We start from the raw sequence: 19,839 nt of genomic DNA, 5'->3' as shown, positions 1-19,839 counted from the left end.
AATATTTAAATTTTTTTTATATATTGTATAATTATTTGATGTAAAAAAGGAAAATTAAAATATGTTAAAAAAAATAAATATATTCTTTATTCTATTGCTAGTAGCTTTGAATGCTTATGGAGCAATAGTAATATCAACTTACAAAAAGCCTAGAGAAATAAAATATAAATATAAAATGACAGAAAGAGGAAAAGTATTAATAGTTCCTAAAAATATATTATTTCAGTTTAACAGTGGAGAATTAGATTTAAATAAATATTTAAAAACTGTTAAATATGTTGGAGATGTAAGCACAAGTACTAATATTATGATGATTATTATAGAAGGTCATATAAGTACTAATGAATATAAAAAAACTACTAATGGATATGATAGAAAGGATATATTATTCCTCTACAATAGAAAAAATATTGATGAATTATCATATAAAAGGTCTTATAATGTGTATTTGGCTGTAACAAATGGTATTGTAAGTAAATTAACCAATTACGGACTTCAGGATTTACTAAGTGAATATAAAAAAATTGAAGAAAACAGAAGAGTGGAATTTATTTTAATAGAAAATACTAATGATATGAATGTATATACTAATTATATAAATAATTTGATAATGTCAAAATAATGATATTTTTTATAAAATATTCTTTGATATAAATATATTATAGGTGTGAATTATGCATGATAATAATAGAGAAAAACTCTCAAGCAGATTAGGTTTTTTATTGGTTTCGGCAGGATGTGCTATAGGATTAGGTAATGTATGGAGATTTCCTTATATTACAGGAAAGTATGGAGGAGCACTTTTTGTACTTCTTTATTTAATTTCTCTTGTAATATTGGGACTTCCTATACTTGTAATGGAATTTTCTGTTGGAAGAGCAGGTAAAAGAGATTTAGCTGGTTCTTACAGAGCTTTACAAAAGCCGGGATATAAATGGCATATAATAGGATATATACAGATATTCGGTTGTGTGCTTCTTATGATGTTTTATACTACTGTAGCGGGCTGGTGTTTATCATACTGTTATTTTATGGCAGCAGGAAAACTTCAAGGACTCAATCCGCAGCAGGTAGGTGAATTCTTTGGCTCTGTTCTTGCTTCTCCTTCTACTTTAATACTTTGGATGACTGTAACTGTTATAATAGCAACATTTGTATGTATGATGGGGCTTGAAAATGGAGTTGAAAAAGTTACTAAAGTTATGATGACTCTTCTTTTATTGGTTCTTTTGGTGCTTATAATAAGAGCTGTTACTCTTCCTAATGCTAAAGAAGGACTTAAATTCTACTTACTTCCTGATACAAACAAAATGTTCAGCGGAGGGCTTAAAGGATTTTTCTCTGTTGCTTATGCTGCTATAGGTCAGTCATTCTTTACTTTGAGTTTAGGAATTGGAGCTATGACCATATTCGGAAGCTATATTGATAAAAACTACTCCCTTACAGGTGAATCTATAATGGTTATGGGACTTGATACTTTAATAGCATTTCTTTCAGGTCTTGTAATATTTCCTACAACATTCTCTTTTGGAATAAATCCTGGAGAAGGTGCCGGATTAGTATTCTTAACTTTACCGAATATATTTAATTCTATGGTACTAGGAAGATTATGGGGAGCATTATTCTTCTTATTCTTATCAATGGCTGCTTTAACTACTATTATAGCGGTATTTGAAAATTTAATTGCATTTACTATGTCTGAAACTAAAATGCCTCGTAAAAAAACTACTATAATAGTATCAATTACTATATTTATATTGAGCCTTCCTACAGCTTTAGGATTTAATTTACTTTCATTTATAAAACCTCTTGGAGAAGGAAGCACTATAGCTGACGGACTTGATTTTCTTGTAAGCAACAATTTCCTTCCTATAGGCGGTATAATAATACTGATATTCTGTACAAGAGAATTTGGTTGGGGCTGGGGTAATTTTATAAAAGAAGCTGATACAGGAAAAGGAATAAAATTCCCTCAATGGGCTAGATTCTATGTTTCATATATTCTACCTTTCATAGTATTAGCTATATTTGTAATTGACTATATAAACAGATTCTTTATTTAAAATATTTATAATATTGATAATAAAAAAGCTCATCTATATAAAATATACAGATGAGCTTTTTGTTTTATACTAGAAAATAATTTATTCTCTAGATACATTCAATATTTTTGTTTTAAGTTCATTTTCTATATTTCTAAGTTCTAGCTCTGCAGCCCTTCTCTTTTCTCTGCCTTCAGTCTGTATTTTCATAACTTCATCTAAAGTAGATATTAACTGCTGATTTGTATGTTTTAAAGTTTCAATATCAACTATTCCTCTTTCTGATTCCCTAGCTGTTTCTATAGTAGAAGTTTTAAGCATGTCGGCATTCTTTCTTAACAACTCATTTGTAGTATCAGTAACAGCTCTTTGTGCTTTTGCTGCCTCATTAGAATGATGAAGTCCTATAGCAAGAACCATTTGATTCTTCCAAAGAGGTATTGTATTTGTTATAGTTGATTGAATTTTTTCTGTCATTATAACATTATTATTCTGAACCAAACGTATTTGAGGTATTGTCTGTATAGAAATTGTCTTTGTAAGCTCTAAATCATGTATTCTTTTTTCAAATCTATTAGCTAAATCTTTAAAATCTCTAGCCAATTGTGCATCTTCAGCAGTATTACTTGCAATAGCCTTTGATTCTAAAGCAGGTATTTCATTAGCCATTAAATGATTAAGTTTCTGTTTTCCTGCCTCTATATAAATTTCAAGTTCTTTCAAATATTCTAGATTATAATTATACATTTGGTCTAAAATACTTATGTCTTTTAGAAGATTTCTTTGATGTGCTTCTAGATTTTTTACAATACTATCAATATTAGCTTCTACACTAGTATATTTAGCTTTTAATTTAGTAATATTATTAGCGGCTTTCTTGAAGAATCCGAATAAACCTTTTCCTTTAGTTTCATTTTCTATATCAAAACCTTTAAGTTCTGTTATAACATCAGTAATAGCCTCTCCTACTTCGCCTAAATCTTTATTCATAACATTACTTAAAGTATTTTCAGAAAACTGTATCATTTTATTTTGAGCTGCTGATCCATAAGACATTATAGATACTGAATCCTGTAAATTAATACTATTTGATAATTGATTTATTTTTGCAATATCTTCAGGTGTAAATTGTCCATTTGAAACGCTATTCATATCATTGAATACTTGCTGTGCTGAATTCTGAGGCTGATAATTCTGTGTATTTACAAAGTTTTGCCCTTGCATATTAACAGGCATTGCATTCTGCTGTACCGGCTGAACATTTACAAAATTCTGTCCCTGCATATTGTTAGGCATCACATTTGGCTGTACTGGCTGAACATTTATAATATTCTGACCTTGTATATTGTTAGGCATCACATTTTGCTGTACCGGCTGAGCATTTACAATATTCTGTCCTTGCATATTGTTAGGCATTACATTTTGCTGTACCGGCTGAGCATTTACAATATTCTGTCCCTGAATATTGTTAGGCATTGCATTCTGTTGCATAGGCTGTGCATTTACAATATTTTGATCTTGAATATTATTAGGCTGTTGATTATTTTCTAAGTTATTATTTTCCATAGAACCTCTCCAATTATTTATTTGTTAATTAATAACCATCTTTATCAAGCATGTTTTTTAATACATCTATATCGCTGTTTATATCCATTAATTTATTCTGATTCATTTCTACAAGCATTTTTTTCAATGCTTCATTTAATTTTATTATAACATCTTCTATTTCCTGTGCTGTTTTTTGCATATTTTCATTTTTTACAGGAAAATTACAAAAATCTATATAAGAATTAAGCATTTTTATAGCTGTAGGAAGATGATATTCATTTATTTTTTCTAGTTTTTTCTCTCCCTCTTTATTAGCTTTAGAATATGAGACCATTTCTTTTAATATACCTATCATTTCTTTTAATGCAGGAGTAAGTTCAGGATCATCTATTTTTTGAGAGAAATCTGTAATTTTATATATATTTCTTTCTGTTTCTAAAATTGTTAAACTGTCTTTATTTGAATAACTATCATTTTTATAATTATTTTGATTATAATTATTTACATCATCTTCTCTTGGAAAATTTCTCTGTATATTTTGTCTTAATTTCTGAAAAATAAAATCATCTTCATCTCTTGCCATATATATCCTTTTAAATAATTAAATTAATAAAACTATAAATTAAATATAAAGTAAAAACCATTACTTGGTATATATTATAATCAATAAAAATAATATTTGCAAGATATTGATTCTTTTAAAATTATTTTACTATGAGGTAATGCAGATACTCACATGTTTTTGAAGCGGAATTATATCTTTTGCTGTCGGCTTTAAATCTGCTGTATTCTTTGACAAATAATCCGTATTTTCCTTTTTTTGACATTATTTTCTTTATATCTTCTAATGACAATAAACCTTCATTATTATAACTTAAAAATATATATTTAGCATTAGCTTTATTTATAAGCTCCTCAAATACATTATAAACATAATTTTTATTACAATATAATGATTTTATTCTATCATTTCTAAGTCCTGTTTTTCCTTTTATTACAGGATTATCATATTTAGCTATAGTTTCAAGTATATGATAATTATCTGAATATTGTCTTCTATTATATGGAGGGTCTAAATATAATATATCGGTTTCAATATCTTCTATTAATTTATTAGCATCTTCATTATATACTTTATGCTCTATATCACTTATAACAAATTCGCAAGGACAATAATTGAAAGTTTTTGAAGCTGTTTTTTTATATCTTTCAAAAATGCACCATAAACTGAAGCTGTATTTGCACATCTATCAATATTTTCAAGCAAGCTGGCAAGAAGAAAATAATATTCATTTTCATTAATCTTCTTATTATTAAGCCATTCTTCTATTTTCATTCTTATATCATCGCATTTCATGGCGTTTTCATCTGAAAAGTATATTCTCTTATGTTCTTTATCTTTAGTACCTCCTAAAGAATAATTATTATAAATAAAACCTTTTTGATAATCTATATTATTCAAATACTCGCATACAATTATATATTTTTCTTTGATATCAGTTTCTTTTAATTCTTCTATTTCTTCATTTAAATCGTAAAATGACAAATATTTACTATTTTCTATATAATGCTTATTTAAAACATAACTATAATACTGAATATCATTAGCTATAATCGAGAAATTTTTAGATTTAAAATATCTTCCTACAATACCTGTACCTGCAAACAAATCACAGAATGTATGACAATTATCATCTATTACAGACATTATAGATTCGTATAAAAAATCTAATAAAGACAGTTTACTTCCTATATAATTCATTAATATAATAATATCATACTTTTTAAAACTTTAAACATAGAAAAATACTTGGGTGGGCATTCTTTTTCAAGAATAAACTAAAAAAATAAAAAAGTTTCAATATTTAATAAAGATAGAAAACATAAATGGCTGGTATGTAACTACCCTACTCTAATTTTTGATAATTAATATATAAATTTTAGTACTCTAACAATTTTAATTTTCTTATATTTACTATATAATAATAAAAAATAACTTTAAGGAGAGAATATTATATGAGTGAAGATATTCTATTTACAAGAAGAAGCATAAGAAAATATATTAAAGGTAAACAAGTTGAAGATGAAAAGATAGAATATATGCTTAAAGCTGCTATGTATGCTCCATCTGCAAATAATAGAAGAAATTGGGAGTTTATAGTAGTAAAAAACAGAGAAACATTAGATAAAATCATGAACTCTCACCCTTATGCTAAAATGTTAGATACTGCTACATTAGCTATAGTTGTATGCGGAGATTTATCCGATGAATCAGGTCAGCTTTACTGGCAGCAAAACTGTTCTGCAGCTTTACAAAATTTAATGCTTGCAGCAAAAGCTAAAGATTTAGGAAGCGTTTGGATTGGTGTTGCTCCTCGTGAAGAGAGAATGAATGAAATAATAAAAATATTTAATTTACCTGATCATATTAAGCCTTTAGGAATAGTTGTTATTGGTTATCCTGACGGAGAGCCTGCTATGCCAGACAGATTTGAGCCTAATAAAATACATTATGAAAAGTATTGATAATTAAATGAAATATTAGACATATTTCAAAACTACTTGACAAAATTATTGTAACTTTTTAAATATAATAATATGCTATATATACTGAAAATTTTAAGTTTGTCATTTTTTAGTCAACTTTTTCCCGCCGCAAAAAGTTGCAAAAAGTGCAAATGTAAAATTAGTACGAAATAATACTAAAATTGTTTTGTATGTAAGATAGATTATTAATTTAAGCTAAAATATAGCCTTTTTGCTTCTTTGTGGCAACAAAAGAAGTGGGGTGCGGGGCAAAGCCCCAATTATAAAAATAAATAAAGTAAAACTATTGCAAATCTTTATTAAATTAGTTTTGAAACAAGTCTATTATATAAAATTATAAATATATGGTAAAAAATAAAAACAAAATTTATTATTAGGAGATTATTTATGAAAAAAATTTTTATTATATTATTTATGATTTTTGCTGTATCATTCATAAATGAAAACTATGCTCAAAATGGTACTAAAAAAGTTAATATAAGTTTCGATTATACTAAAAGACCGGGTTATTCAAGCAATCAAATAGCTGTTTGGGCTGAAGATAATAACGGCAACTATATAGCTACAATATATATTACAGATTTTACAGGAAGAAGAGAAGGCTGGACATATAGAAAGCAATCTTTAAATAATTGGCAGAAAAAAGCTAATGCTCAAAGTATAGATAAAAAAATAATTGATGCCGTATCAAAATCTACTCCAAAACAAGGCAAAGTTAATATAGTTTGGGACTGCAAAGATAATCAAGGAAACATAGTAAAAGACGGTACTTACAGAATAGTTGTTGAAGCTACTATATATCAAGATAATAATGTACTTTATACTTCTGTTATAAATATAGGAAATCAGGCTAATTCTCAAAAAGCATCAGCTAAATACTCAAAACCTGAAGCTCAAAAAATAGACATAATAAAAAATGTAAATGTAAGTTTCATGCCTTAAATGTAATTTACTCTATTATATTGACATATACATTTCTATAGTATAATATAAAACCTTTCTAATATTTATGAGGGTAAAATATGTTAAAAAATAAAAATATTTTCAGAATAATTATATCTTTTATTTTCTTAATAATAACATCTTTATTTCTATATTCTCAGGAATATGACACCAATTACTATAAAAATCTTTTTGATAAAATGTTTACAAATGAAGATGAATTAAAAGAAATGGCAAAAGACCCTAAAGAATATATAGAAAACTTGTTTAAAGAGGCAGCAGAAAAAGTATTAAAAGAAAAAATAGAATTTTATAAAAAATATAATGTTATAGAAATAGATAGTTTAGAATATGAATATCAAAATGCTGCAGAAGGTTATGGGGATTTAGAAGCTGTTAAGAAGTTTATACAGAAATATGACATAAACGGAGTATATGATGGCTATACTTTGCTTTATACTTATTCAAAATATAATGGCAAACTTGATATAGTAGAGTTCTTACTAGAAAATAATGCTGATGTTTATCAAAAATCTATTAATGGTAAAACAGCCCTTTACAGTGCTGTAGACGATTATGCTTATGATGTTGTTGAAATTATCTTGAAACATTATAAAAACGATGATGATATAAATGATGAGTTTTTATTAGCTGTTAATAAAGAAAATGAGTTTATCTTAAAAAGTCTATTAAAAAAGAAATTTTTATTCTTTGGAAATAAATTCAAAATGGATTTAGACAAAGGTCTTGAAATAGCACTTGATAAAGGCAACGAAGATATAGCTGCTATATTGGTTTTAAATGGAGCTAAAACTGATAATTTTTTATATTATTTTAAATTGGTATTTGGTAAATATTTAATTCTTACAGCTATTCTTATAGCTATTATTATTATTTTTATTAAAGCATATAAAAGAAGATATATTCCTGATATTTATCAAAAGACAATAACGTTTATAACTTTTAAAGATAAAGTAAATAATATGTATATTTACTCTTATGTTTATTATGGCGGACTAGTATCTGCAATGCAGGGTTTTTTTGGAAATATATTTATAAATAATGATAAGATAAAAGGGTATTATAATATACTCAGTAATTTTATGGATAATTATATTTCTATTTATTGTTTTGATGATAATAAACAAAATGACAAAGAATATTTTAGCTGGTATGATATTATTATAGAAAGAAATGAAAAAGCCATTATAAAATTTGATTGTTCTCTCTATGATTTTATAAATAGTGATAAAAAGGAAATTAACTATATTGTGGAAATATCTGATTCTAAAATTATAAATGGAGTTTTTGAAGTTAATAGCAATCCTGATATTAAGGTAGAATATTTTAAATTAATATTTAAAAAGATGGCAAAATCTAATCATTTGATAAATATTCTTCGCTATTTATTTGATCTCTATCATTTCAATATAAAAAACAATGATAAAATTAATTCATATATAAATGGAGATAATAAACTACATTCTCAGAAACAAAATGAATTGAAAATAGATGTAGAAAAGATTTTAAAAAAACATGATAAGGTTTTATTTAATGATATTAAAACTAAATACTATGATAAACTTAAAGATTTTTATAATGCTGATAATATAGTGTATTTTGATGATAAAACAATATGCGTATATAAGAGATTTGCTAAGATAGAATCTAATAATAATCTTATAATAAATAATATATCGCTCATAATTGATTTAGATAATGAAAAATTAATAAGTCCTTATTTGAAAGATTTTGTTAATAATGCTGATGAGATATTAAAAAGATATAATGTTCCTAAAAACTTTTATAATGATACAGACAATTTAATTTTTCTTATAACAGAAGCCGGTATCATATTAATGAAAGATAAGGGGCATAAAAAAATATTTATCCCTTTAGATGATATAAAATATAATATTAATAAAGATCATTATTTGTCTTATTTATTTGATTAATTTTTATATATACTGAAAATTTTTAAGTTTGTCAACTACTAGCCGTAGTGGCAACCCGCACGGTATCGCTTATTCTTAATGAATGTCCTTTATACGTGCGGCTGATTACTTATTATTATACAAAATCAATAAATCTATATTATATGTAAAACATATTTCTTAATATTAGATAATCTTTTATTTTATAAAAAGTTATAATTTACATTTATAAAAAGGTGAAAATTGACAAAGTATAGTTGTTTGGGTATATATTATTTTTTAGTATGATTTAATACATATATTTTTTAATGAAGATAAATAAAAAATATTTTAATATAAAAATAAATTTTCATTGACATAATTAAAAATCTTTTTTATAATACCCTACTATAGGAGGTTATATGATATGAAAGGTAGAATTTTAAAATTTTCATTCTTTTTATTAATTTCAACTTTTTTATTTGTTAATACTGCATGTTCTAAAAAAACAGAAAAAAACACAAATATCCCTGAAGACCTATACGGTCAATATTTTATGTCAGCTGATGAAACATATATGAAATCGTTTCTTATAATTGTAGGTTATGATGGTATAGAAATTAACTATCCTAATGATGAATCTACAATAGAAGTTGTGAAAAAGTGCGTGGATATTGTAATGGAAAGCGATAGAGCTATAAAAGGTGATATAGGAAATAGTAAATTATCAAAAGTAGCTAATAATCATTATAAAACTATATCTAAAAATGATGCTCACTTAGAATTTAAATTTACTAGTGAAGGACTTGAAATGTCTGTTTATAATGGAACACAGCAAGTTAACTCAATTAGTCTTAGTAAATTAGGAAAATAATATCTTAAGTGAATAAAATTATAATTAGATACGATAAGAGCTTGTAAAAAAATCGTATTTTAAAATTTTATTCACTTTATTAGTTTTTTAATAATGGATTTATATTTAATCTTAAAAAGCTAGTATAACAAAAATAAGTGAGCCGAAGCCACCAAGTAGGTTATTATATGTCGAACCGAGTAGGCACACTTCATGTGGGCGAACATAACAACAAAAAATAATTTTTAAAGCAATAAACAAGCAGCTCTTAACTTTAGTTGCCAGCTAATATTGAGCGAGTTTATTGCTAGCAACTAAAACAAGTGAGCTGAAGCCTTTGACTTAATTTATTAAGTCAAACCTTTAGGCGAACTGAGTAGGCACACTTCATGTGGGCGAACATAACAAGAAAAAATAATTTTTAAAGCGATAAACGAGCAGCTGGCAACTTTAGTTGCCAGCTAATATTGAGCGAGTTTATTGCTAGCAACAATAGGAGTTTATTATGATAGATAATATATTTGATTTTCTATTGAATCAAAATGAAAATACGAAGTTTATTATAGGTTTAGTTTTTATTATTATTTTTTATATTATTTTTATGTATATAAAGAGGCGTTCCAAGAAATGGTATTCTCAAAATAAAATAATAGTAGATGGAAAAGATTTCTTTATGCTTAAAGATAAAATAAATAATATATATATTAATTGCTATAGATATAAAGATAATGCTTATGCCAAATGGTTTAACGATCACCATTCTAAAATGGAGGATATACTAACATTAAGCAACAATTGGGCAGAAGATGAACGAAAAAGACAATTTGACGGTTTTGCAAATGAATATTTTGACCGTTTCCCAAGTCAAATATTTATAAATAACGGCTATGAATTAATTATTCGTGAAGCTAGTAAATTATACATAGATGAAATGGTAGTTTACCATGATTATGACAAAAAATATTTTAAGGATTTATATTACAGACAATACAAAATAGAAACCCCTTTTCAATATTATGAATTTAATCCAAATGATAAACCTAAATTTGAGGGTTGGTATTCAAAAGAAGATGTAAGAGATAAACTTACAACTATAACATTCAGAAAAGAATTAGATTATGAAAGAACATCTAAAATTGAATATACAATGGATATTGAAAATAAAAGAATAGAAGGAGTTTTTGAAGTTATTAGAAAGCCTGAAATAGAAGTAAAACAATTTTATATTCCAATTGAACAGATGAGTTTTCCTGATCAACTGTCTTACAAATATGATGGTTTGGGAGTTGATGAAACAAAGAAAATGCTTACTAATTATTTATTTAATTTCAATTATCCTTTTATTAGAGGAAAAGAAAAAATAAATATGGCTATCAGCGGAGCTTATAATTTTGATGAAAGATTCAAACAAGAAAAAGGAAAAGAACTTGAAGAGAAATTGAACCATAAAAATGCTCTTTTTGATATATTCTGTCCTTTAGATGATATTGGTCTTATATATTATAGGAAATTTAAAGACTTTAGATGCCTTGATATATCATACTATGATGATGAAGTAATATGCGTATACAAAAGAACTATAGAAGCAGATGCAGGAAATAAAGAAGCTATAGTAAAGAATAATTCTCTTATATTTGAATTGGATAGTGAAAGAAGTATAAGTTCTTATTTAAGAGATTTAGTTGTTGATAGTAAAGAGTTATTATCTAATTATGAACTTACTGATAATTTTTATAATAATATGAGGAAATTAATATTTCTTTTAACAGATACAGGAATTATAGTAATGCCTGAATATCCTGATCTAGATATTAATGACTCTGCAGATGAATATGAAGAAATTGCAGAAAGAATATTTATACCTACAGAGCATTTAAAAAATTATCTAAATAAAAGTCATTATTTATTTAATTTTTTTAGTAGGAGATAATTAATTTTTATATACTGAAACAATTATTTTTGTAAATTTCTATATTTTTATAGATATATCATTAACTTTTTTGTCGCACACGCTCTGCGGGCTTCGCCAAAGTTGCTGCCGACACCGCATGTGGACTTCGTCGGCACGCTTCGCGAAAACGCAAGTACTTTAACTCTATATGTATAGAATATATCTTAAATGTAGTATAACACATTGTCGCAGTCACACATAGCAGTAAGTATACTCACTAGCTTATACATGGCGAACCAAGTAGGCACACTTCGTGTGGGCGAACATAGCAATAATAAATTATAATTTTTAAATATTAGAAAGCTAAATATAAAAATTTTAAGCATCTAGTAAATTCCAAAAGACGGCTAGATACTATTAGCCAATAATTTTTATTAACAACAATAGGAGCTATTTATGATATCATTTGGTATATTGGAACCATTAAGAATTTTTATTATTAGTGACTATTTCTGGCCTATTATTTTTGGAGTACCTGCAATTTTGCTAGCTGTAATTTTTATACTTGAGAAGAGAGCAAAAAAATGGTATGCTGAAAATAAAATATTGGTATATGAAAAAAGTTTTTTTATGCTGAAAGATAGAATAAATAATATATATATTAATTGCTATAAATATAAAGATAATGATTATGATGAATGGTACAGAAAACATCGCGGTAAAATAAAGTATTTAATTAAAGTAAAATTTGATAATTTCGCACATGAATATTTTGCTTCTTTTACAGGGCAAATGTTTATAAACAGCGAAAATAAATTAATGATTCGTGAAACTAATGAATTAAATAATAATGAAATTAATGTTTACCGTGATTATGATATGGATTATTTTGAAAGACTAAAGGAAAAGCAATTTAAATCATATCTTCCTTATGAAACGTCATGGAAAGAATCAATTAAATTTAATAAATGGAGTTCGAAAAAAGAAATTAGAGAAATTTTATTAAAGATAAAATTCAAAAGCGAATTCGATTATGAAAGAACATCAGAAATTGAATATACTATGGATATAAAAGGAGGAAAAGTAGAAGGAGTTTTTGAAGTTATTAGAAAACCTGAAATGGAAATAAGAGAGTTTTATATCCCAGTAGAACAAACTACTTTTACTAATGATAAATATTCAGCTTACCTTGGTATGGATGAAGTAAGAAAAATGCTTACTAATTATCTATTTAATTTCAATTATCCTTTTATTAGAGGCAAAGAAAAAATAAATTCAGCTATCAGCAAAGCTTATTATTTTGATGAAAATTTTAAAGAAGAAAAAGGAAGAGAACTTGAAAAAGAATTTAATAATAAAGAAGTTATTATAGAAAAATTCCATCATTATGACCAAAACAAAGCCTATTATGCTGATAAAATTGGTATTATATATTATAAGAAACTTAAAGACTTTAGATGCTTTGATATATTATACTATGATGATGAATTAATATGTATATATAAAAGAACTGTAGAAGCAGACGAAAGAAGAGATGAAGCTGCAGTAAAGAATCATTCTTTTATATTTGAATTGAGCGGAGAAAAAAGTATAAACTCTTATTTAAGAGATTTAGTTGTTGATAGTAAAGAATTATTATCTAAATATGTAGTTCCTGATTATTTTTATGACAATATAGATGATTTAATATTTCTTTTAACAGATACAGGAATTATAGTAATGCCTGAATATACAAACCTAATTCTTAGCGATGAGGATTATGATTTAGAAAATACAAATGAAAAAATTGCAAGTAGAATATTTATTTCATCAAATGATTTAAAAAATTATTTAAATAGAAGTCATTCTTTATTTAATTTTTTTGATAGGCAATAATTGTTTTTATAATTAATTTTTATATAATATGGAGGGTATACTGTAAAGCATAAAATTTGAATATATAGCTAAACAACTATATTTGGTCAAAAATTGTTTTATTATTTGTGGGGACTAGCCCTGCGAAGCCCACAGAGCGTATGCGGCGGGAAAAAGAACAACATAAAAATTGACAAAGTTAAAAATTTTTAGTATATACTTATTTGTATAAGAATAAATATAAAAATTATGATTTACGAATCTTAAGAACACTTTATTAAGTGTATTATAATTTTTATTAGCAATAATAAGGAGAACGTTAAAACAATGAAAAATTTAATAGGTAAATCATTTATAGATAAAGATATAATAATTTTGTTAGCAGTAGTGATTTTAGTAGCCGCTGTCATAATAATTATTAATATACCTAAAAATAAGGCTAAGAAAAACCCGGTAAGATTTTATAAAAATAATTTTTTCATGCTTAAAGATAAAGTTAACAATATATATGTTTATGTTTATGAACACAAGAAAAATGATAATTATAATGATTTATACTTGCCTAAAGATAATGTGTTTCCATATTTAGGAAGGGTATATATAAATAATGATAATGGGTTTATTATAAATGATGTTTACTTTTCATCCGAAAGAATAGGAGTTGATAATTATTATGATAAAGATAATCCAATTTTAATTAATAAACACTCATCAGATGGTAATAAATCTTATGGATATGATCCTGAAACTTTTGCTGAAATAAAATTCAAGACAAAATTAGATGATACATCAAAATCAAAAATTGAGTATGTTATTGAGTTTAAACCTTATGACAGTATTGTTGACTATGTTGGTGATAATATGAAAAAAACTTTAAGAGAGCCTGTAAAAATAGAAGGAACTTTTGAAATCATAAGAGAAGATGAAGCAGAAATAATAAGACTACATAATACAGATATATTGGGGTTGTATAATGATAAAAGTATTTTATTCAGTTCTGAGAGAATATTTTCTCTCAATGTATTTAATTTTGATTATCTTTTTATAAATGGAAAAGAAAAAATAAATTCTTCTATTAATGGAGTTAGAGAGTTTTCAGATGAGTTTTTGAAAAATAAAATAAATGAAAATAAAGATATAGTTGCATCTTATGTAAAAGAGTCTAAAAACAGACATTGGAAATCATTAATGGATGAAAGTATATTAAATTATATTGATAATTATGCTGATTATTATAATGAACTTAAAGAGTTTAAAAGTTTTAATATATTATACTATGATGATAAAACAATATCTTTATATAAAAGAGTTTCAAAGCTAGAAGATTTGCAGATTGCTGAAGTAAATAATATGTTTATGACATTTGAGTTAAGCAGTCAAAAATTAATAAGTCCTTATCTTAAAGACTTAGTCAATGATACTGAAGCATTATTAAAGAAATATAATGCCACTAGTGATTTTTATTCTAATATAGATAATTTAATTTTTGGTGTAACTGATTCATTTATTATAATAATGAAAGAAAAAGGATACGGAAAAATATTTATTGATAATAATAATATAAAAGACTATATAAATAAGGAGCATTATTTGGCTTATTTGTTTAATTGATTTTTGTATTTAAAAATTTTTAGTTTCTTAATTTTTACTATTTGTATTAATTGACCATTAAATTATAATTTTTGGAGTTAAATAAAAACTATGAAAGAATTATTATATAGTATTTTCTATAACGAATATTTTGTTTTGATTATTTCTATTATTATTGTAGTTATTATTTTTAAATTATTAATGAAAAATAAATACCGTCCTTATTTTGAAATAAAGGATACAACTTTTATAATACTTAAAGATAAGATTAATAATATATACATTTACTGCAATAAATTTGAAAATATTGATGAGGGTATACATTATTTGTATAGAGGAAAAATTTTTATAAATAATTCAGATTTATTTGGTATTTATGAAATTAGAGGAAACAGCAGTAAAATAGAAGTTTTTGATTATTATACTGAAGATGAATTTATAAGATCTAAGATAAAAAATATTGCAGAGATAAATTTAAATAATTCTAGTATTTCAAAAGCTGAATATGCTATGGAGATTAATTCCAAAAAAATAGAAGGAGTTTTTGAATTAATAAATGAGCCTAAAATAAATATAAAAAAATTTAATATATACAAATTTGGATATTTAAAAAAATATGGAGAATTAAGCGTAATTCTTAGTTATTTATTCAATTTTTATTATGCATTTATAGACAATAAAGAAAAAATAAATTTTGATATTAATGGCGAATCTAGTTTTTCAAAAGATTTTCAGTATAAAAAAGAAAATGAACTTTCAGATGAAATTAATTCATTTTTGAAAAAATTTCCTGTTTATGAATTAAGAAAATATTTTATTAAAATTAAAGATTTATATGCTTTTAATATATTATACTTTGATGAAAAAACTATTTGTATATACAAAAAACTCATAAAAATAGAAGATAGTAAAGAAATTACAATAAATAATGTTTTTCTTATTTATGATTTGAATAGTCAAAAATTAGTTACCTCATATTTAAAAGATTTAGTAAATGATGCTGAAAAATTACTAAAAGAATGTAATGCTCCTAGTGATTTTTATTCAAATATAGATAATTTAATTTTTGGAGTAACAGATTCATTTATTATAATAATGAAGGAAAAAGGATACGAAAAGATATTTATTGATAATAAGAATATAAAAGAGTATGTAAATAATGATCATTATCTGGCTTATTTATTTAATTGATTTTTAGTTTATAATAAATCAATTATGAGTAAGAGATTAAAAACTATAATAAATATATTCGCTATTATTTTAATTGTTATATCTGTTAATATTATAGCATCTTCTTTTTTAATGATGATATTTTATAATAGAAAAAATTTATTTTATATAACGAATATAATTGCCTTACTTATAATAATAAACTCTATTATGCTGATTTTTAAAAAGAATTACAAAGTATTTATTATAGTATTTATATCTATATTATCATTTAGTTTTATATTTACATTTGCTAATTATATTAAATATGCAAATAATGTAAAAATTATAAAAAAAGATAAAGAAGTGCCTAACTCTTTAGACAGAGCATTGGCCAAAGATAGATTTTTTAAAGCTGCTGAAAAAGGAAATATTGAAAAAATAAAGGAACTAATGGATTATGTTGATATTAATACTAAAGATGCTTATGGGATTAATGCCTTAATGCATGCTTTAATTTTTAATAATTTGGAATCTGTAGAATTCTTATTAAAAAATGGTGCTGATGTAAATTCAATGGATTATCAATATCAAACGCCTTTAATGTATGCAGTACAGAAAAATAATGCAGAAATTGTAAAGCTTTTAATTTCTAAGGGTGCTGACATTAACTTTAAAGATGCTAGAAATATAACTGCTTTAGATATAGCAAAATCAAAAGGTTATGATGATATAGCTGAAATTTTAGAGAATGCCAAAAAATATATAAAAAAGTGATATTATAAAAAATGTTTATTATATAAATTTTTATTTAAGATTTTTATATAGATTTTATTTTTATAAATTAGAATATCGCAGAAGTATTTATTAAATAGAAAATAAAAAACGAAAATATCTCAGCCAATTATTCATTATCAGCTGAGATATAATATTTTCAAAAGTTCAATTTATTATTCAGTTACAACAGAGATAGTTTTCTTTCCGAATTTATTAGTATGGAACTTCACATAACCAGAAGCAGTAGCAAATATAGTATGATCGCGACCTATATCAACATTTCTTCCAGCATGGAATTGAGTACCGCGTTGTCTAACTATAATATTGCCAGATATAACTTTCTGACCGCCGTAAACTTTAACACCTAAACGTTTAGATTGACTATCGCGTCCGTTTTTAGAACTTCCGCCACCTTTCTTATGTGCCATTTTTATACTCCTCTTTATATTTTATAAAATCAGGATACTCTTTAATTAAAGATTTTATACCTATCAAATATCCATTACTAACTATTTTGTACTCTACTTTTTTATAATTCTCAAGTTTATCACAATTAACAAGCTCTAAACTCAAAAATCCATCATTTATTTTATACTTTAGAAATCTATTTCCTACTATAGATAACAAAGCCTTATACATAGCCTGTGTCAATGCACTCAAAGCTATACAAACTTCATAACCTTCACCGGATTTTTTAATTCCTGCATGTCCTTCAACTGTTATGCTTTGTATAATCGATTCTATATTGTATACTACATTAACAAATGAAGACATTAAACAGCTATATCTTCAATAGTTATTTTATGGTATTTATGTCTATGTCCTGTTTTTCTTCTATAGTCTTTTCTTCTTTTATGTTTACCGATAACTACTTTATCGCCTTTCATCATTTCTACTATTTTAGAACTTACTTTAACGCCATCAACATAAGGTGTACCTACTAAAACACTTTCATCATCTTTTTTAAGAAGAAGAGTTTTAATTTCAGGTGCTTCTTTAGCATCATCGCCTAGATATTCTACTAAAATATCCTGACCTTTTTCCACCTTGTATTGCTTACCTTTTACTTCTACGATTGCATACATTATTGCTTATCTCCAATTTATATATATTTTTATTTTATACAATACTATGAGTACATTATAATACTACATTATATTAATTTTGTCAAGCATAAAAATAAAAAACTATCATTAAGTAAAAATAAATTACTGCTTTAAATAAATAGATTTTTTATAAAAATATTGTAATATATAGCCTAATGAGTAAAAAAATTTTAGAAAAGATTAAAGAACTGCATAGTCAAAACAAACATCAAAAAATAATAGAACTTATATATTCTATAGATGAAGAAGAAAGGGATTATGAAATAATTTTATTCTTCGCTAGAGCTTTAAATAATGTGCAGAATTATGATGAAGCATTAGATAATCTTATGTATATAAGAGAAGAAGGATTATTTGATCCTTTATGGTATTACAGAACAGGATATGCTTATTATCATAAAAATGAGAAAAATACTGCTAAACAATATTTCAGTAAGGCTATAGAGTTATTTGAAAATCATGATAAAAAAAATATAGAAAATTTTGAAGAAATATCAAACAATATAAAAAATTTATATTCATTATGCTTTGAAAATGAAGACAAAGAACTTAGTTTTGTTCAAAGAGTAAAATTATTCTGGAAATGGTTTGAAGATAATGAAAAAGAAATTGATGATATAATCAAATATAAAAATAAAGATATAATTCATTTTCTATCTAGTGCTGCTAAAATAATATCTGATAATTTAGCTTTTAATATAGGAAGGAATTATAATTTTACTTTCAATATAGATGGTAAAAATTATTTGTTTTATCTTACCCCAAGAATAATATCTGATATGCCTGAAAAATTAAAAGAAAAATGGACTTTTATGCCTTATATTCCTAGTTCTAATGGTGTAAACTTTACTATTGAAATACATAATAAAAGAATAGAAGCTCAAGATGTATTTGTAAAAATAGAATTTGATGATGAAAATGACAAATTTGATTTAGTATTTTATAATAAAGATTTAAATGATTTAGATAAAGAAGAAGCTTATAATATATTCTTCTTAATTATGGAAAATTCTATAGGAGAAGGATTATCAAGAGTATATATAAGATATGCTGATATAAGCAATAGAAAATTAAATAATATGCTACCTCTTATAGAATTAGAAAAGTATATAAAAAAGACATTAACATTCCATAGAAAAAAAATCATAACTAATCCTATAAATCAATATCTTGCCTACACTTCTGAACCTAAACAATCCAATACATTAAGATATGACATAATAGCAGGAACTACATCATATTATGAAACAATTAATGATTATTATAATGAAAACACAGATGATATAATAGAAATATCAAAATGCGGAGCAAGAGCAATATTTTTGTATTATACTTATGATTATAAAAATGATGATGATGAATCAAGAAAAGAAATACTCAATGAAAGATATGAAATACAGGAAAGATTGGAAAAAGAAGTTCTTGCAAGCGAAGATAAAGAAGCTGATATAGGAATTGTACTTGGTGGAGCTATGGGAGTATATAATATTTATATAGATTTAATAGTTTATGATGAAAATGAATTCATAAAAAGGGCAAAAATATTACTTGCTGAATATGAAAGAGATTTCTATATATCTAAATTAAGAAAAAATTCAGATATAAAAAACATATTTGATCTATAAAT

At 24.7% G+C, this 19,839-nt stretch carries 19 protein-coding genes; 12 read left to right on the top strand and 7 right to left on the bottom strand.

Going from position 1 to position 19,839, the window contains the following annotated elements:
- The first annotated feature begins 61 nt into the window (after positions 1-61).
- Together BINT_RS03295 and BINT_RS03290 are read left to right on the top strand one after the other, a co-directional pair.
- Positions 62-622: an OmpA family protein gene (locus tag BINT_RS03295; RefSeq protein ID WP_014487136.1), complete on the top strand. Its 561-nt coding sequence runs from the start codon at positions 62-64 to the stop codon at positions 620-622.
- Positions 623-674: 52 nt separating this feature from the next.
- Positions 675-2,063: a sodium-dependent transporter gene (locus BINT_RS03290; protein ID WP_014487135.1), complete on the top strand. Its 1,389-nt coding sequence runs from the start codon at positions 675-677 to the stop codon at positions 2,061-2,063.
- 81 nt (positions 2,064-2,144) lie between these two features.
- Here BINT_RS03290 and BINT_RS03285 read toward each other — a convergent pair whose 3' ends face one another.
- From BINT_RS03285 to BINT_RS15040, 4 genes are all read right to left on the bottom strand, one after another.
- Positions 2,145-3,608 (bottom strand): toxic anion resistance protein, encoded by a 1,464-nt coding sequence (locus BINT_RS03285; RefSeq protein ID WP_014487134.1) that lies wholly within the window; start codon positions 3,606-3,608, stop codon positions 2,145-2,147.
- Between the two features lie 28 nt (positions 3,609-3,636).
- Complete coding sequence (locus tag BINT_RS03280) at positions 3,637-4,173, bottom strand: 5-bromo-4-chloroindolyl phosphate hydrolysis family protein (protein ID WP_014487133.1); 537 nt, start codon at positions 4,171-4,173, stop codon at positions 3,637-3,639.
- 121 nt (positions 4,174-4,294) lie between these two features.
- On the bottom strand, positions 4,295-4,837 hold the full coding sequence (locus BINT_RS15045) for a DNA adenine methylase (protein WP_014487132.1): 543 nt from the start codon (positions 4,835-4,837) through the stop codon (positions 4,295-4,297).
- The gene (locus BINT_RS15040; RefSeq protein WP_234944351.1) at positions 4,741-5,352 is read right to left on the bottom strand and encodes a DNA adenine methylase; all 612 of its coding nucleotides are present in this window, start codon (positions 5,350-5,352) and stop codon (positions 4,741-4,743) included. The genes BINT_RS15045 and BINT_RS15040 overlap by 97 nt, the downstream gene beginning before the upstream one ends.
- A gap of 254 nt (positions 5,353-5,606) precedes the next feature.
- Here BINT_RS15040 and BINT_RS03270 point away from each other — a divergent pair, with 254 nt between their 5' ends.
- From BINT_RS03270 to BINT_RS14395, 9 genes are all read left to right on the top strand, one after another.
- The gene (locus tag BINT_RS03270) at positions 5,607-6,116 is read left to right on the top strand and encodes a nitroreductase family protein (protein WP_014487131.1); all 510 of its coding nucleotides are present in this window, start codon (positions 5,607-5,609) and stop codon (positions 6,114-6,116) included.
- A 408-nt stretch (positions 6,117-6,524) separates the two neighbouring features.
- Positions 6,525-7,079 carry a DUF2271 domain-containing protein gene (locus BINT_RS03265; RefSeq protein ID WP_014487130.1) on the top strand — a complete coding sequence of 185 codons (555 nt, stop codon included), beginning with the start codon at positions 6,525-6,527 and terminating at the stop codon, positions 7,077-7,079.
- An 80-nt stretch (positions 7,080-7,159) separates the two neighbouring features.
- On the top strand, positions 7,160-9,034 hold the full coding sequence (locus BINT_RS03260; RefSeq protein WP_014487129.1) for an ankyrin repeat domain-containing protein: 1,875 nt from the start codon (positions 7,160-7,162) through the stop codon (positions 9,032-9,034).
- A 385-nt stretch (positions 9,035-9,419) separates the two neighbouring features.
- Positions 9,420-9,866 (top strand): hypothetical protein, encoded by a 447-nt coding sequence (locus BINT_RS03255; RefSeq protein ID WP_041177217.1) that lies wholly within the window; start codon positions 9,420-9,422, stop codon positions 9,864-9,866.
- A 487-nt stretch (positions 9,867-10,353) separates the two neighbouring features.
- Complete coding sequence (locus BINT_RS03250; protein ID WP_041177565.1) at positions 10,354-11,775, top strand: hypothetical protein; 1,422 nt, start codon at positions 10,354-10,356, stop codon at positions 11,773-11,775.
- A 417-nt stretch (positions 11,776-12,192) separates the two neighbouring features.
- Positions 12,193-13,611: a hypothetical protein gene (locus BINT_RS03245; RefSeq protein WP_014487126.1), complete on the top strand. Its 1,419-nt coding sequence runs from the start codon at positions 12,193-12,195 to the stop codon at positions 13,609-13,611.
- 306 nt (positions 13,612-13,917) lie between these two features.
- On the top strand, positions 13,918-15,201 hold the full coding sequence (locus BINT_RS03240; RefSeq protein ID WP_014487125.1) for a hypothetical protein: 1,284 nt from the start codon (positions 13,918-13,920) through the stop codon (positions 15,199-15,201).
- Positions 15,202-15,291: 90 nt separating this feature from the next.
- Positions 15,292-16,371, top strand: a complete 1,080-nt coding sequence (locus BINT_RS03235) for a hypothetical protein (RefSeq protein ID WP_041177216.1) — start codon at positions 15,292-15,294, stop codon at positions 16,369-16,371.
- Positions 16,372-16,395: 24 nt separating this feature from the next.
- Positions 16,396-17,106 carry an ankyrin repeat domain-containing protein gene (locus BINT_RS14395; protein WP_014487123.1) on the top strand — a complete coding sequence of 237 codons (711 nt, stop codon included), beginning with the start codon at positions 16,396-16,398 and terminating at the stop codon, positions 17,104-17,106.
- A 173-nt stretch (positions 17,107-17,279) separates the two neighbouring features.
- Here BINT_RS14395 and rpmA read toward each other — a convergent pair whose 3' ends face one another.
- Genes rpmA through rplU form a run of 3 tightly spaced genes read right to left on the bottom strand, consistent with a single transcriptional unit; the run spans position 17,280 to position 18,191 of the window.
- A complete protein-coding gene (rpmA, locus tag BINT_RS03225) occupies positions 17,280-17,534 on the bottom strand; it encodes a 50S ribosomal protein L27 (RefSeq protein WP_012670728.1) in 255 nt (84 codons plus the stop codon).
- The gene (locus BINT_RS03220) at positions 17,524-17,880 is read right to left on the bottom strand and encodes a ribosomal-processing cysteine protease Prp (protein ID WP_014487122.1); all 357 of its coding nucleotides are present in this window, start codon (positions 17,878-17,880) and stop codon (positions 17,524-17,526) included. The genes rpmA and BINT_RS03220 overlap by 11 nt, the downstream gene beginning before the upstream one ends.
- Positions 17,880-18,191, bottom strand: a complete 312-nt coding sequence (rplU, locus tag BINT_RS03215; RefSeq protein WP_008722750.1) for a 50S ribosomal protein L21 — start codon at positions 18,189-18,191, stop codon at positions 17,880-17,882. Before rplU ends, BINT_RS03220 begins: the two co-directional genes overlap by 1 nt.
- Positions 18,192-18,367: 176 nt before the next feature.
- Here rplU and BINT_RS03210 point away from each other — a divergent pair, with 176 nt between their 5' ends.
- Entirely contained in the window at positions 18,368-19,837 is a 1,470-nt protein-coding gene (locus tag BINT_RS03210) for a hypothetical protein (protein ID WP_014487121.1), read from the top strand.
- Positions 19,838-19,839 lie beyond the last annotated feature (2 nt).

Origin of the sequence: Brachyspira intermedia PWS/A (assembly GCF_000223215.1) — a bacterium.
Taxonomy (GTDB): Bacteria; Spirochaetota; Brachyspiria; order Brachyspirales; family Brachyspiraceae; genus Brachyspira; species Brachyspira intermedia.
Note: the sequence above shows the minus strand (reverse complement) of the source record. Positions and strands in the feature narration are given on the sequence as shown.

What these genes read in the sequence shown, in the direction of transcription:
- BINT_RS03265 (WP_014487130.1), top strand. Translation starts at nt 6,525, where the DNA reads ATGAAAAAAATTTTTATTATATTATTTATGATTTTTGCTGTATCATTC.
- BINT_RS15045 (WP_014487132.1), bottom strand. Translation starts at nt 4,837, where the DNA reads ATGTGCAAATACAGCTTCAGTTTATGGTGCATTTTTGAAAGATATAAA.
- rplU (WP_008722750.1), bottom strand. Translation starts at nt 18,191, where the DNA reads ATGTATGCAATCGTAGAAGTAAAAGGTAAGCAATACAAGGTGGAAAAA.
- BINT_RS03290 (WP_014487135.1), top strand. Translation starts at nt 675, where the DNA reads ATGCATGATAATAATAGAGAAAAACTCTCAAGCAGATTAGGTTTTTTA.
- BINT_RS03235 (WP_041177216.1), top strand. Translation starts at nt 15,292, where the DNA reads ATGAAAGAATTATTATATAGTATTTTCTATAACGAATATTTTGTTTTG.
- BINT_RS03240 (WP_014487125.1), top strand. Translation starts at nt 13,918, where the DNA reads ATGAAAAATTTAATAGGTAAATCATTTATAGATAAAGATATAATAATT.
- BINT_RS03270 (WP_014487131.1), top strand. Translation starts at nt 5,607, where the DNA reads ATGAGTGAAGATATTCTATTTACAAGAAGAAGCATAAGAAAATATATT.
- BINT_RS03295 (WP_014487136.1), top strand. Translation starts at nt 62, where the DNA reads ATGTTAAAAAAAATAAATATATTCTTTATTCTATTGCTAGTAGCTTTG.
- BINT_RS03255 (WP_041177217.1), top strand. Translation starts at nt 9,420, where the DNA reads ATGAAAGGTAGAATTTTAAAATTTTCATTCTTTTTATTAATTTCAACT.
- BINT_RS15040 (WP_234944351.1), bottom strand. Translation starts at nt 5,352, where the DNA reads ATGAATTATATAGGAAGTAAACTGTCTTTATTAGATTTTTTATACGAA.
- BINT_RS03260 (WP_014487129.1), top strand. Translation starts at nt 7,160, where the DNA reads ATGTTAAAAAATAAAAATATTTTCAGAATAATTATATCTTTTATTTTC.
- BINT_RS03210 (WP_014487121.1), top strand. Translation starts at nt 18,368, where the DNA reads ATGAGTAAAAAAATTTTAGAAAAGATTAAAGAACTGCATAGTCAAAAC.
- BINT_RS14395 (WP_014487123.1), top strand. Translation starts at nt 16,396, where the DNA reads ATGAGTAAGAGATTAAAAACTATAATAAATATATTCGCTATTATTTTA.
- rpmA (WP_012670728.1), bottom strand. Translation starts at nt 17,534, where the DNA reads ATGGCACATAAGAAAGGTGGCGGAAGTTCTAAAAACGGACGCGATAGT.
- BINT_RS03220 (WP_014487122.1), bottom strand. Translation starts at nt 17,880, where the DNA reads ATGTCTTCATTTGTTAATGTAGTATACAATATAGAATCGATTATACAA.
- BINT_RS03285 (WP_014487134.1), bottom strand. Translation starts at nt 3,608, where the DNA reads ATGGAAAATAATAACTTAGAAAATAATCAACAGCCTAATAATATTCAA.
- BINT_RS03245 (WP_014487126.1), top strand. Translation starts at nt 12,193, where the DNA reads ATGATATCATTTGGTATATTGGAACCATTAAGAATTTTTATTATTAGT.
- BINT_RS03280 (WP_014487133.1), bottom strand. Translation starts at nt 4,173, where the DNA reads ATGGCAAGAGATGAAGATGATTTTATTTTTCAGAAATTAAGACAAAAT.